Genomic DNA, 14,355 nt, shown 5'->3' on the forward strand with positions numbered 1-14,355 from the left:
AAAATTACAGCCCTGTGGTTGATGTACCTGTGATTGATAGAGATGAAGCCGTCATAAAATAATGCTGAATATTAGCAATCGCAGCATGAGACGTCTCAAGCACACCTTGCGGAAAGATACCCAGCAACACTAACAACACCACTAAAGAAAGAATCATTGAGAACTCTCTTATTGACATAACTGCCAATGGTGCGTCCGATTTTGCTTCACCATAGTATGCACGATGAATCATGACGAGAGAGTAAACCGACGCAAACACTACGCCAAACGTCGAAATAATGGTAATTAAAGGCACAACCTTATAACTACCAAACAGCATCATAAACTCACCAACAAAGTTACCTGTTCCCGGCATACCCAGAGAGGCGACAGCAAAAAACAGCGATAAGCCAGGCATATAACGTAAACGCCCCCACAGGCCACCCATCTCTCTCATGTCTCGCGTTCCGATGCGCTCGTATAACTGACCACAAAGAATGAATAAGCCAGCAGCAGACAGACCATGGGCGATCATCATCACAATCGCACCTTGATATGCAAGCTGGCTGCCAGTGTAAATGGCCACCATAACGAAGCCCATATGGGACACACTACTGTAAGCAATCAAACGCTTAATGTCGGTTTGAGAGAAGGCCAGCCAAGCTCCGTAGAAAATACTAATCACCCCTAACCACATTGCAATCGGCGCAAACTCGGCGGAAGCATGAGGAAAAAATGGCAACACAAAGCGCAACAGGCCATAAGCCGCTGTTTTCAGGAGCAAACCGGCAAGATCCACTGAACCAGCAGTAGGCGACTGAGCATGAGCATCCGCCAACCAACCGTGCAATGGGATCAAAGGCATTTTCACCGCGAAAGCAACAAAGAAGCCAAGCATCAACAGGTAAGCTACTGGACTGCTCATCTTAGTGCCAATTAGATGGTTATAATCAAAGGTCCAAACGCCTGTTGCACGATAATGTACAAACACCAGACCAATGATTGCCACCAACATAACCAAGCCGCTGACCTGGGTGTAGATGAAAAACTTAATCGCGGTCGCAATACGTGTACGCTCATCCGACCCTTTATGACCCCAAAGTGCGATCAAGAAGAACATAGGGATTAGCATCATCTCCCAGAAGAAGAAGAACAGGAACATATCGATCGCTAGGAAGACCCCCATTACACCACCAACAATCCATAACAGATTGAGATGGAAAAGACCTTCTCGCTTATCCACTTCGTTCCAAGAGCACACGATAGAAAGCAAGCCGAGAAAAGCCGTTAACACCACCATCAGCAGTGATAAGCCATCCAACGCGAAATGAAACGAAATACCGAATCGAGGAATCCACGGCAAAATGAACTCAGATTGCCATTGCGGGATACCATGAGGCATGGCTAACGAAAAATGCCCCTGCCCCCACATCATCAGTGATAATAATAAAGTTAGCACCATGGAGAGCACAGCTATCCAACGAGGTAACGCTCGACTAAAGCGTTCGCTCTGCCAACACAACAAACCGCCAATAAAAGGCAGGAGAATGAGCCAAGGTAATAGCATGGCGTTATATGATCCTCTTCAATTGATAACTCTCACTAAAGCCCATCTGGATTAGCTCCAAAGCAACAGGCCTAACACGACCACCGCACCCAAACCAATCGATGCGATATACCAACGAACTTGGCCATTTTCACTTAGAGCTAGCCCTTTATTAGAGCCGATCACAAGAAAACGAAGACTGTCTATCGTTGCGTTAATAGGGTCTCGACGAAGCAGACGTGCAATGCCTAAGTAAGGACGCACAAACAACTGGTCGTACAACCAATCGAATCCCCATGCATGGAACCAGTATTGGCTCAACAATCGACCCAGACCAGTATTGGCAATTTTACTCACCAAACTTCTATCACCTAGCCACAAGAAGGCCGCAATCAAGAGACCAGAAACAGCACAGGCACCAGAAATCAACTGCACCATCATAGACTCATGCCCTGGCATCGCGGGTAATGCTTTTTCTAGAGGTTGCTTAATAAGAGCACCAACAAAAGTAGACAAAACCATCAAAACAAGCAGTGGTAGATGGTGAGAAATACCACGCCCCGGTTTAGCTTTGATCTGATCTTTACCATGGAAAGCAATGAAGATCATACGGAAGGTATACATACCCGTTAAAAAGGCCCCTACCAAACCACCAGTCAATAAATTGATATGACCTGTGGCCAGTGCACCAGAAAGAATTTCATCTTTACTGTAGAAACCTGCGGTGACAATCGGTAGCGCCGCCAAAGCGCCACCACCCACCAAGAAGCAGGTGTACACAAATGGGATATGCTTGCGCAACCCGCCCATTTTGAAAATATTTTGCTCGTGATGACAGGCGATAATGACCGACCCTGCAGACAAGAACAATAACGCTTTAAAGAAGGCGTGAATCATCAAATGGAAAATCGCTGCATCCCATGCTTGTACGCCCAAAGCCAAGAACATATAGCCAATTTGACTCATGGTAGAGTATGCAAGTACACGTTTAATATCGGTCTGAACCAACGCCGCAAAACCAGCAATGACTAAGGTAATTGCGCCGATAATACCGACTAAGTGCAACACTTCAGGCGACAATAAAAACAAAGTATGAGTACGCGCAATCAAGTACACACCAGCGGTCACCATGGTCGCCGCGTGGATCAATGCAGACACTGGCGTTGGGCCTGCCATCGCATCAGCCAACCAAGTTTGCAATGGTAACTGAGCCGATTTACCCACCGCTCCGCCAAGCAACATTAAGGTCGCCCAAAACATAACCGATGAGCCTACCGCAACTTGACCAGGCGCAATGGCTGCTAATTTTTCAATATTTAACGTGCCAAACTGGGTGTATAGAATAAAGAGCGCAAAGGCTAAAAATACATCACCGACACGTGTCACTATGAAAGCTTTTAATGCCGCAGCGAGATTATCACGCCCTTCATAGTAGAAACCGATCAGCAAATAACTACACAACCCGACGCCTTCCCAACCAAGGTAAAGCAGTAATAAGTTATCGGCTAACACCAATATCAACATGCTGGCAATAAACAAGTTGGTATAAGTGAAAAAGCGAGAATAGCCTTTATCACCACGCATGTACCAAGAAGCGAACAGGTGAATAAGCGATCCCACCCCGGTTATCACACACATCATAGTGAAAGACAAACCGTCCAAATGCAGCGTAGCCTGAATATCGAAATTTCCTTGGTGAATCCAGGTCCACAAAGGCTGGTTAAAGGAGGTAATCTGACCATCATAAAGCTTCGGCAAATAGTCGATGCCAATGTAAATGGTCGTCAATGCCGCCAGCATTACCGAACCGACACCAATGACAGCGGAAAAATTCTCCGACCAACGACCACGAGAAAACGCCAGCAATAGGAAGCCGATTAACGGCAACAGAATAGTTAAGTAAAGTAAATTCATCCGCGCATCTCACTGACAGTATCAACATTCAAAGACTGGTTACGTCGATGCAATTGCAGCAACAAGGCCAAGCCAATACTGGCTTCAGCCGCAGCCAGACTGATGGCCAAAATGTACATAATCTGACCATCAGCTTGCTGCCAGTAACTCCCCGTTGCAACAAATGCGAGCGCTGCCGCATTAATCATCACTTCAAGAGAAATCAGCATAAACAATAAGTTTCGACGAACTAATAAACCGCTAAGACCCAATACAAATAGTATTGAGGCCAGAATCAACGCATGGGATAACGGAATCATGCTTCCTCCTCCATAGAATCCAGCTTGGTTTTATCTCGACCCACATGAAATGCCACGACAAGCCCAGCCAAAAGTAACAATGACGCCAACTCAACTGCCAGAACATAAGGGCCAAATAAGCTAACACCGACACCTTTCCCCCCCAGCATGTAGTAATGAATCGCACCATGTTGAAGGCTATTGATACCATACACCAAGGCGATCAGCAGCAGAGCGGAAATAATCCCAGGCCCGATCCATAAGGAGGGACTCAACCATTGGCGCTCCTGTCTAATTTCTTCGCCACCAAGGTTTAACATCATCACCACAAACACAAACAACACCATAATGGCGCCCGCATAGACGATGATCTCCAACGCTCCGGCAAAGTTTGCACCCATAGAAAAAAACACAACGGCTACCGCCAGCAACGACACAATCAAATACAACAGAGCATGCACAGGATTTGTGTGGCTGATGACTCGAATGGTGGTCAGTACGGCAATGGCCGCCGCAATATAAAAAACAATATCCACAACAGCGCTCCTTACGGCAACAAACCTTTCACATTAATCGGTTCCGCTTCGTTCTCGGAAGAGCCTTTTGGTCTGCCCGCAATAGACATACCCGCCATCCGATAGAAGTTATAATCTGGATACTTACCTGGACCTGAGATCAACAGATCTTCTTTTTCATAAACCAAGTCCTGGCGGTTGTATTCACCCAATTCAAAATCAGGCGTTAACTGTATCGCCGTCGTTGGACACGCTTCCTCACACATACCGCAAAAGATGCAGCGTGAAAAGTTGATTCGGAAAAAGTCAGGGTACCAACGTCCCTCTTCATCTTCTGCTTTTTGCAATGAAATACAGCCGACAGGACAAGCGACTGCACATAAGTTACAGGCCACACAACGCTCTTCGCCATCGGGATCACGAGTCAAAACGATACGACCACGGTAACGAGGCGGAACATACACAGGCTCATCTGGGTACATCTGCGTTTCGCGTTTTGCGAACGAGTGCATCCCGATCATCCAAAGGCTGCGCACTTGCGTGCCGAAACCAACCAGTAATTCTTTCAGTGTCATGGTTGTCCCCTAAATTAATTGTTTTGAATCAGCACGATGGCTGCGGTTACCAGTAAATTGATCAGCGTAATCGGCAGACATATTTTCCAACCAAACGACATGACTTGGTCGTAACGAGGACGCGGCAACGCGGCCCGAACCAAGATAAACATCACCATGAAAAAGCCTGTTTTCAAAGCAAACCAGATAATTGGCGGCAACCATGGCCCCTGCCAACCACCAAAGAACAAGGTCACAATCAATGCAGAAACCGTCACAATACCGATGTATTCACCGACAAAGAACAAACCAAACTTCATACCAGCGTATTCAATGTGATAACCATCAGCCAATTCTTGCTCCGCTTCTGGCTGATCGAAAGGATGACGGTGACAAACCGCGATGCCTGCAATCACAAAGGTCACAAAGCCAAAGAACTGCGGAATAATATTCCACATATGCGCTTGGTTATTGACGATATCCGTTAGCTGGAACGAACCGGCTTTCGCCACAACGCCCATTAGAGATAACCCCAAAAAGACCTCGTAGCTCAATGTTTGCGCTGACGCACGTACCGCCCCTAAAAGAGAGTATTTGTTATTACTGGCCCAACCAGCAAAAAGCACAGCGTAAACCCCTAGCCCTGCCATCATCAGAAAAAATAACAGTCCGATATTTAAATCGGAAACAATCCAACCAGGGCTGACTGGCACGATGGCAAACGCCAATAACAAAGAGGTAAAGGCGATCAAAGGAGCCAAGGTGAAAATAAAGCGGTCTGAAAAAGGTGGAATCCAGTCCTCTTTAAAAAACATCTTGATCATATCGGCAACAAGCTGCAAAGAACCGCCCCAACCCACTCGGTTCGGGCCATAGCGATTCTGAAACAAGCCGAGCAAACGACGTTCACCAAAACTCATAAAGGCACCACACGCCACCACAACCATCAAAATGGCAAACGCTTTACCAATGGCAATCAAGGCAGCGATAACTTCGGGAGTAAAAATGCTCATGCGTGTCCCTCCTGCAAATTATCGATCATTTGACCAGCAAGGCTGGCTGGTAACCCATTCGAACCCAGCGGCAAACCAATTGTGCCAGAGCGGATGTGTTCACTGAATGACAAAGGTAATTGCCATTGTTGACCACCCCAAGCGAAGCTCACTGTGGCATGTTCATTCACGCCCAATAGTTTGGCATCAGCGGGATGTATCGTCACCGTTTGCTGTCCCGCTCGCTCTTGTATTACCGCACTGCGTTGTGATAATTCATCACTACCAAACAAGCGGTAATTTGCAGCAACTTGCCACTGACCTTCTGTCGCCACAAAAGACGCTGGAATCTCAGAGAAGTATTCCCCTTGATTAGAGGTTTCAATCAAACGTACACCAGGATCACCATTGCGCAAATGTCCACCCACTTCATCTTGGAATTTGTTCCAAGCTTGTGGTGAGTTCCAACCTGGCGCCCAAGCAAACGCCACTTCATTACGATCTGCTTGCGGATTATTGTTGCCTTCCATTGAGAAGGCAAATGGCGAGTCTTGGTCTTGCGGTTGACGTGGCTCATGAACGCTAATATTGGCACGCATGGCGGTACGACCACTGTAGCGGTGAGGAGAGCGAGCCATTTTCTGACCATGAATTCTAAAATCAGCATTTGGCGCCGCCTCAACAATACCGGCTAATTGCGGCATGTCGCTTGCGATATCAGCAATCAACTGGTCAAGGCTAGCAGCATCAGAAGACTGGCCGTTGTTCGCAGAACTCACCAAATGTAACCAACGCCATGCGGCAAGAACAATCGTATCCGGCTTGTAATAGCTTGGGTCATATACTTGGAAGAAACGTTGAGCACGCCCTTCTAAATTGACAACCGTTCCGTCAGCTTCAGCAAAGCTTCCCGCAGACAACACCAACTCTGCTTTTTTCGATGTATCAGAATATTGATGATCGACGACGATTAGGTGTTTCAATTGATCCAAGGCTTGATCTACCCGTTGCGCCGACACCCGTTGATACAAATCATTTTCTAGTACGATGGCTGTGTCAGCCCCTTCTGATATAGCAGACAAGGCCTCATCCAGTGATTTCCCACCCAACATGGTCAAGCCCATACTGTTCACTTCACGGGCAACCAGTGTCATACCAACCTCATCAACGCCCTGTGATTTGAGTGCTTTGGCGATATTTGCGGCGGCATCAATCAACGCCATTTCGCCCGCTTGACTACCAGAGATAATCAAAGGCTTACGAGATTCTTTTAAGGCAGAGGCAATAAAGTCGGCTTTTTTCTGTAACTCATCATTAAGGTCTTTTACGGCAGGAGCACTTGGATCAATAGCGTGAGCAATGGCAAAACCTAAACGCGCTTGATCTGCGGCGGGTGCACTATAATGCCAAGCCGTTACATCATCCAGTCGAGTTCGATCTGTGTGTGTGGTAAAAATCGGATACTTGGCGTGCTGGCCAATATTTTGAATCGCCGCGATTTGCCACTCAGCCACACTTTGTACAGCCGCCATTTCCCGCGCTTTTCCTTTAACCGCTTGTCTTACAGATAACGCGACGCGAGCAGCGGTTTGCGTAATGTCTTCACCCAGAATAACCACCGCATCGTATTTTTCAATTTCACGCAGCGTTGGGGTATACACACCAGAGGTTTTCAAGATCTGCAACATTTTCTCTAGACGTTGCTGCTCACCCGCCTCAATACCCGTAAAGAAGTTGTCCGCCCCTACTAATTGACGCAAGGCAAAATTACTTTCTAAGCTGGCCCGTGGCGACCCAATACCAATCACGCGTGTAGAACCCTTGATAATCTCACTGGCGGTTTGTACGGCTTGCTCAGTATTAAGAGAGACTTGCTCTTCACCTTGGTTAGTAAACGGCTGTTTAGGACGTGTTTCTAAATTGGTGTAGCCATAACCAAAACGACCTCGGTCACAAAGGAAATAGTGGTTCACATCCCCATTGTAGCGGTTCTCAATACGGCGGACTTCACCATAACGTTCACCGGGGCTAATGTTACAACCCACACTACACTGCTGACAGATACTCGGGGCAAATTGCATGTCCCATTTACGGTTATAACGCTCGGTATGCGTCTTATCAGTAAACACACCCGTCGGACAAACTTCAACCAGGTTGCCGGCGAACTCACTTTCTAAGGTTCCCGACTCTGGACGACCAAAGTACACGTTATTATTCGCCCCATAGACTCCAAAGTCTGTACCATCGGCGTAATCTTTGTAGTAACGAGTACAGCGATAACAAGCAATACAGCGGTTCATTTCATGGGAAACAAAAGGCCCAAGCTCTTGGTTTTCATGAGTTCGCTTAGCAAAGCGATAGCGTCGAGAGTTGTGACCTGTCATCACCGTCATGTCTTGTAGATGGCAGTTACCACCCTCTTCACACACTGGACAGTCATGGGGGTGATTCGACATCAACCATTCCACAACGTTTTCTCGAAATGCCTTCGCTTCTTCATCTTCAATCGAAATATAAGCGCCATCACTCGCAGGTGCCATACACGACATCACCAAACGACCACGTGTATCATCGGCATCTTTATATTGTTTTACTGCACACTGGCGGCATGCGCCGACACTACCCAGTGCCGGATGCCAGCAAAAATAGGGAACATCAAGCCCTAGAGACAAACAAGCCTGTAATAGGTTATCTGCTCCATCAACTTCATATTCTTTGCCATCTACATGAATGGTTGCCATAAGTCTTATGCTTCCCACAGGCCCATCGACATTCGATAGGCGTAAACACACAAAATAAAACTGAATAAATTACTGTTGATTCGGTTGAATACCGCGAATCTCACGCAAATTATTAGCTTGACCTGAAATACCCGCTTCAAATTCTTCGCGGAAATACTTTATTGCACTTTGTAACGGCTCAACTGCCCCAGGTGCATGGGCACAGAAGGTATGACCAGGTGCTAATGAACGACATAACTGCTCAAGTGTTTCAATATCGCCTGGTTGTCCCTCGCCATGTTCGATTGCTCTTAGAACTTTCACACTCCATGGCAAACCATCACGGCAAGGTGTACACCAGCCACAGGATTCACGAGCAAAAAACTCTTCCATGTTGCGCACCAAAGAGACCATATTGATTTTATGATCCACAGCCATAGCAAGCGCTGTTCCAAGACGACTGCCTGCTTTTTGGATATGATCAAAATCCATTGGCAAATCCAAATGTTCTGGCAACAAGAAATCTGTGCCTGCCCCACCTGGTTGCCAAGTTTTTAAATCTAAGCCTTCTTGCATACCGCCCGCGTAATTTTCCAATATCTCACGCGCCGTTGTGCCCATTGGCAATTCCCATAACCCTGGATTATTTACACGTCCTGAGAAGCCCATTAATTTGGTGCCACAATCGCTACTGCCGTTGGTAGTCAACCCCTTGTACCAATCCACACCACGATTAAGAATGCTTGGTACGTTACAAATGGATTCCACATTATTAACGCAAGTGGGTTTCCCCCAAGCGCCCGATACAGCAGGAAATGGCGGTTTGGACCTTGGGTTAGCACGGCGGCCTTCAAGGGAGTTGATCAATGCGGTTTCTTCGCCACAGATATAACGCCCTGCACCAGTATGAACAAACAGCTCAAAATCTTTGCCACTGCCCAAGATGTCCTTACCAAGTAACCCAGCTGATTTAGCCTCTTCAATGGCCTTACGAAGGTTTTCTGCCGCTTCAACGTATTCTCCGCGCAAGAAAATGTAGCCACGGTAAGCTTTGATAGCGTGTGCAGCGATGATCATGCCTTCCACCAAAAGGTGTGGCATTTGTTCCATCAACAAACGATCTTTGTAGGTACCCGGTTCCATTTCATCCGCGTTACAGATCATATAGCGGATATTCATTGACTCGTCTTTCGGCATCAGACTCCACTTTAGTCCCGTTGGGAAACCCGCCCCACCACGACCACGTAAGCCTGCGTCTTTTACCAAGCCAACCACTTCATCAGGGTGCATAGCTAACGCTTTTTCAACGCCAACATACCCTTCTTTGAGACGATATTCATCCAGCCAAACGGGTTGTTCATCCTCGCGAAGACACCACGTTAGCGGATGACTTTCTGCCGTCTTATTGATCGATAGGCTCATTGATACTGCTCCAAAATGTTTGCCAGATTAGAAGGAACCAAACGCACATGAGTATCATCGTTCACCATCATAGTTGGCCCTTTATCACAATTCCCCAAACAACAGGTTGGGAGCAAGGTAAAGCGGCCATCCGGCGTCGTCTGACCCGGTTTGATCTTGAGTTGCTTTTCTAACTCAGTGACAATGTCTTCAAACCCAGTGATATGGCACACCACACTATCGCAATAGCGAATGATGTGTTTCCCAACTGGCTGGCGATAAATTTGACTATAAAAGGTCGCCACGCCTTCAACATCACTGGCAGGTATTCCGAGAAGGTCAGAAATCGCTTTGATGGCGCCATCAGGTACCCAACCATGACTTTTCTGAACGATCTTTAAAGCTTCGATGGAAGCAGCTCGTGGGTCTTCGTAATGATGTTTTTCATGCTCGATGGCCTGGGCATCGGCATCACTCAAAACAAAATCATCGCTGTCATCACTTACAGTGACTATTTTAATCGGTTGATTCATGATTAACGGTCCACATCTGACATAACAAAATCAATACTGCCCAAGTACACAATAAGATCGGATACCAAGCTGCCACTAATCACCGATGGAATTTGCTGTAAGTGAGGGAAGCTCGGCGTACGAACACGAGTACGATAACTGGTAGTACTACCATCACTGGTGAGGTAGTAACTATTGATCCCTTTTGTCGCTTCAATCATTTGGAAAGATTCGTTAGCTGGCATCACAGGGCCCCAAGACACTTGTAAAAAGTGCGTAATCAAGGTTTCTATGTGTTGCAAGGCACGCTCTTTGGGTGGTGGCGTGGTCAATGGATGATCCGCTTTAAACGGACCAGACGGCATATTGTGATAGCACTGAGTCAAAATTTTCAAACTTTGGCGAATTTCTTCCACTTTGAGCATAACGCGGTTGTAACAATCGCTCACACCGCCGCCGACAGGAATCTCAAAATCAAAGTTTTCATAACCTGAGTAGGGGCGCCATTTGCGTACGTCAAACTCTACGCCAGTGGCTCGCAACCCAGCGCCAGTCACCCCCCACTCCAAGGCTTCTTTGGCATTGTAAGTTGCCACCCCTTGAGAACGGGCTTTCAGTACGGTGTTTTTAAGCGCCGCTGTCACGTATTCTTCCAAGCGTTTTGGCATCCAATCCAAGAAGGCTTTTAATAATCGCTCCCACCCTCTTGGTAAATCATGGGCCACACCACCGATACGGAACCAAGCTGGATGCATACGAAAGCCAGTAATGGCTTCAACCAAATCGTATATTTTCTGACGATCCGTGAAGGCAAAGAATACTGGCGTCATGGCGCCTACGTCTTGGATAAAGGTTGAGATGTAAAGTAAGTGACTGTTGATACGGAATAATTCGGATAACATGACACGAATGACTTCCACTCGCTCAGGTACTTTAATACCCGCCAGTTTCTCAACGGCCAAAACATAAGGCATTTCATTGACACAACCGCCTAAATATTCAATCCGGTCGGTATAAGGGATATAACTGTGCCAAGACTGACGTTCGCCCATCTTTTCAGCACCACGATGGTGGTAACCGATATCTGGCACACAATCGACGATGTCTTCACCATCGAGTTGCAAAACGATACGAAACGCACCGTGCGCAGAAGGGTGGTTCGGCCCCAAGTTAAGGAACATAAAGTCTTCATTTTCTTTACTGCGTGCCATACCCCAATCTTCGGGTTTAAATGTCAGCGCTTCCATTTCGATCGCTTCTTTTTGCCGTGTTAGCTCAAACGGATCAAACTCTGTGGCACGAGCTGGATAATCTTTACGCAATGGATGACCTTCCCATGTGTCAGGCATCATAATGCGACGTAAATTAGGGTGTCCAGAAAAGACAATACCAAACATTTCCCATGTTTCACGTTCATACCAATTGGCATTAGGAAACAGACTAACAATACTGGCTAGCTCTAGATCATTTTCGCCTAACCCTACTTTGAGCATAATGTCATGGTTACGCTCCATCGAAATAAGATGGTAGAAAACCGTGTAATCGACTCCATCTGGTATCTCTTTTCGATGAGTACGAAGGCGCTCATCCACTCCATGAAGGTCATATAGCATTGAGTAGGGTTTGGAGACGTTTTTTAAAAACAATAAAACGTCTTTGATCCGTTCACGAGCAACCCACGCAATGGGCATTCCAGTTCGAGATGGCTGTAATCGAAACACGGATTCACCAAACTTTTCGATAAGCTCACCAACCACGGGATCATTGCGATGGTCACTGGTCTGCCAAGACTCAGGTACGAGTTTACTTGTTGCTTTTGTCATTTTTGCTCACTATCTTGATAAGCCTAAAACAAATCCAGCCAGATTAAATTTCGTCCGGCGTTCTTAGGTTGGTGATGGCAATACGGTCATCGTGTTTGCGTTCGCGTTCTGGCGTCATATTTGCCTTATAAACGCCTTGATCGCCAACAACCCAAGACAATGGGCGGCGTTCTTTGCCCACTGCGTCTTGCAGTAGATTCAAGGCTTGAATATAGGCTTCTGGACGAGGAGGACAACCGGGAATATAAACATCCACGGGTAAGAATTTATCTACGCCTTGTACAACGGAATAAATATCATACATACCACCTGAATTGGCACAAGCCCCCATGGAGATCACCCATTTAGGCTCTAACATCTGATCATATAGACGCTGAATAACGGGGGCCATTTTGGTAAAGCACGTCCCTGCGACCACCATAAAGTCGGCCTGCCTTGGTGACGCTCGCAATACCTCAGAACCAAATCGTGCCACGTCGTGAGCAGCTGTGAAGGAAGTGGTCATTTCAACATAACAACAGGATAGGCCGAAGTTATATGGCCAAAGAGAGTGCTTACGGCCCCAGTTGACCATATCATGCATCGCATGCTCAAGTTTGCCTAAGTAAACACTACGGTGAACATGTTGCTCCAGCGGATCCCCGACAGTTTCTTTGGTTTCTAATGGGTAGCGATCATCTTCGCCATCCAAATCAATGCGTGTAAGCGTATAATCCATGTTTTGACCTCGTGATTATTTGTGTGAACCGTCAACGATTTTGATGATTTCAGATTGCTTAATAAGTTCTTTCGATCGGGTAGGAGCCCAGTCCAGTGCTTTTGTTCGAATCAAATAAATCAAACCAGCAAGCAATACGACGACAAAAGTGGTGGCTTCGACAAACCCCACCCAGCCACTCTCGCGTATAGAGACGGCCCAAGCGTACAAATACAAAGCTTCAACATCGAAAATGACAAAAAACATCGCCACCAAATAAAACTTGGCAGACAGTCTAAGACGAGCTGAACCAACCGATGCGATACCTGATTCGAAAGGGGTATTCTTAGCACGAGCTTGCGCTCTACCACCTAAGAAAGTCCCTCCTACCAACATGGCAGCACCCAAGCCTATAGAGACCACTATAAACACAGCAAATGCCCAATGATGGGCGATTACATCAACAGGTGTAGACATAGAAAACAACACTTAATAAATTGTTAGACAAAAACATTGACTCGTTTGGATAAGTCAACGCCATACTCTTTCTTGGAGGTTCGATTCAGGCAGAGGCATGAAATATTGCCTTGCCTAATTCATTATTTGCGGCGCAACAAAAAGCTTGCAATATTGATGATAATCATTATCATTTAAGAAATTGCAAAGATTCAATCCATGATTCAAAAACTCTGTGCGTCACTTTGCTGGAAATCAGGTGTCATAAGAACATCCACAGCAGACAGTAGTTATCCTACTCGCATTATCTAGATCTCGTATAGCGCCATGACAGTCAGACAACAAAGCACCACAATTTTTCCTAGATAGAGGATATTCTGTCCTTTTTATTTATCAATATTAAACAATATTTTGTAAATATTTTGTAAATTACATAAAAACCTACTATTAAAGTCGGAATTGAGTTTGCGAAAAATAGATATAGATGAATAAAAATATTCCAATGACTGAGCCAAGGCGATCAAGCAAGACGATTGATTTTTCTCACACAGATGACAGTGCTAACAACAGAAAAAACAAACGAAAATAGTAAAAAAGGTCTGCCCTTAAGAAAGCCTATTCCTTTTTTGAATATCGTTTAGCATGACAACATTGTATAAGTGGCACTATGTCTGAATGGAGGCTATTTTTTCAACTGTTGCTCTTTTTTATCTAACCATCCTTTAAAGCAACGCCCTACTTCAAGAATAATAAGCCCAAAAATCACACCAGATATCCACTTAAAACCGAGCAAAAAACCAACGACGCTAATCAAAGCATAACCATATAAATAGTTTCTTCTTGCTTCAGGGGTTTTCTGTCGCGTAAACCAAGTAATGACCAAGAGTAGTAAAGCGAATACAACATAGTACTGCTCTAAAATTGGATATAGCATTTCATCCCCTATCTAGTTAATAATGATGGTCTTA

At 45.9% G+C, this 14,355-nt stretch carries 13 protein-coding genes; all 13 read right to left on the bottom strand.

Going from position 1 to position 14,355, the window contains the following annotated elements:
- Positions 1-4 precede the first annotated feature (4 nt).
- Positions 5-1,546, bottom strand: coding sequence for an NADH-quinone oxidoreductase subunit M (gene nuoM, locus AC0VYG_RS15070; protein ID WP_475428781.1), 1,542 nt, complete (start codon positions 1,544-1,546; stop codon positions 5-7).
- Positions 1,547-1,597: 51 nt separating this feature from the next.
- Positions 1,598-3,439, bottom strand: coding sequence for an NADH-quinone oxidoreductase subunit L (gene nuoL, locus AC0VYG_RS15075; RefSeq protein WP_475428782.1), 1,842 nt, complete (start codon positions 3,437-3,439; stop codon positions 1,598-1,600).
- Positions 3,436-3,738 carry an NADH-quinone oxidoreductase subunit NuoK gene (nuoK, locus tag AC0VYG_RS15080; RefSeq protein ID WP_067015680.1) on the bottom strand — a complete coding sequence of 101 codons (303 nt, stop codon included), beginning with the start codon at positions 3,736-3,738 and terminating at the stop codon, positions 3,436-3,438. Before nuoK ends, nuoL begins: the two co-directional genes overlap by 4 nt.
- Positions 3,735-4,253: an NADH-quinone oxidoreductase subunit J gene (nuoJ, locus tag AC0VYG_RS15085; RefSeq protein WP_475428783.1), complete on the bottom strand. Its 519-nt coding sequence runs from the start codon at positions 4,251-4,253 to the stop codon at positions 3,735-3,737. The genes nuoK and nuoJ overlap by 4 nt, the downstream gene beginning before the upstream one ends.
- A gap of 11 nt (positions 4,254-4,264) precedes the next feature.
- Positions 4,265-4,807: an NADH-quinone oxidoreductase subunit NuoI gene (gene nuoI, locus AC0VYG_RS15090; protein WP_199475401.1), complete on the bottom strand. Its 543-nt coding sequence runs from the start codon at positions 4,805-4,807 to the stop codon at positions 4,265-4,267.
- 14 nt (positions 4,808-4,821) lie between these two features.
- Positions 4,822-5,799, bottom strand: a complete 978-nt coding sequence (nuoH, locus tag AC0VYG_RS15095; protein WP_067015688.1) for an NADH-quinone oxidoreductase subunit NuoH — start codon at positions 5,797-5,799, stop codon at positions 4,822-4,824.
- Positions 5,796-8,519, bottom strand: coding sequence for an NADH-quinone oxidoreductase subunit NuoG (gene nuoG, locus AC0VYG_RS15100; protein WP_475428784.1), 2,724 nt, complete (start codon positions 8,517-8,519; stop codon positions 5,796-5,798). The genes nuoH and nuoG overlap by 4 nt, the downstream gene beginning before the upstream one ends.
- Positions 8,520-8,588: 69 nt before the next feature.
- Positions 8,589-9,920 carry an NADH-quinone oxidoreductase subunit NuoF gene (gene nuoF / locus AC0VYG_RS15105; protein WP_475428785.1) on the bottom strand — a complete coding sequence of 444 codons (1,332 nt, stop codon included), beginning with the start codon at positions 9,918-9,920 and terminating at the stop codon, positions 8,589-8,591.
- On the bottom strand, positions 9,917-10,432 hold the full coding sequence (gene nuoE, locus AC0VYG_RS15110; RefSeq protein ID WP_475428786.1) for an NADH-quinone oxidoreductase subunit NuoE: 516 nt from the start codon (positions 10,430-10,432) through the stop codon (positions 9,917-9,919). The genes nuoF and nuoE overlap by 4 nt, the downstream gene beginning before the upstream one ends.
- Before the next feature lie 2 nt (positions 10,433-10,434).
- On the bottom strand, positions 10,435-12,234 hold the full coding sequence (gene nuoC, locus AC0VYG_RS15115; protein WP_475428787.1) for an NADH-quinone oxidoreductase subunit C/D: 1,800 nt from the start codon (positions 12,232-12,234) through the stop codon (positions 10,435-10,437).
- Positions 12,235-12,277: 43 nt separating this feature from the next.
- On the bottom strand, positions 12,278-12,952 hold the full coding sequence (locus AC0VYG_RS15120; protein ID WP_067015701.1) for a NuoB/complex I 20 kDa subunit family protein: 675 nt from the start codon (positions 12,950-12,952) through the stop codon (positions 12,278-12,280).
- A 15-nt stretch (positions 12,953-12,967) separates the two neighbouring features.
- Positions 12,968-13,408 carry an NADH-quinone oxidoreductase subunit A gene (locus tag AC0VYG_RS15125; RefSeq protein ID WP_475428788.1) on the bottom strand — a complete coding sequence of 147 codons (441 nt, stop codon included), beginning with the start codon at positions 13,406-13,408 and terminating at the stop codon, positions 12,968-12,970.
- A 661-nt stretch (positions 13,409-14,069) separates the two neighbouring features.
- Positions 14,070-14,321 (bottom strand): hypothetical protein, encoded by a 252-nt coding sequence (locus AC0VYG_RS15130; protein ID WP_475428789.1) that lies wholly within the window; start codon positions 14,319-14,321, stop codon positions 14,070-14,072.
- Positions 14,322-14,355 lie beyond the last annotated feature (34 nt).

This window comes from Marinomonas sp. 63XJN7_7_ISO-PGPR-S23-202, from assembly GCF_056173505.1.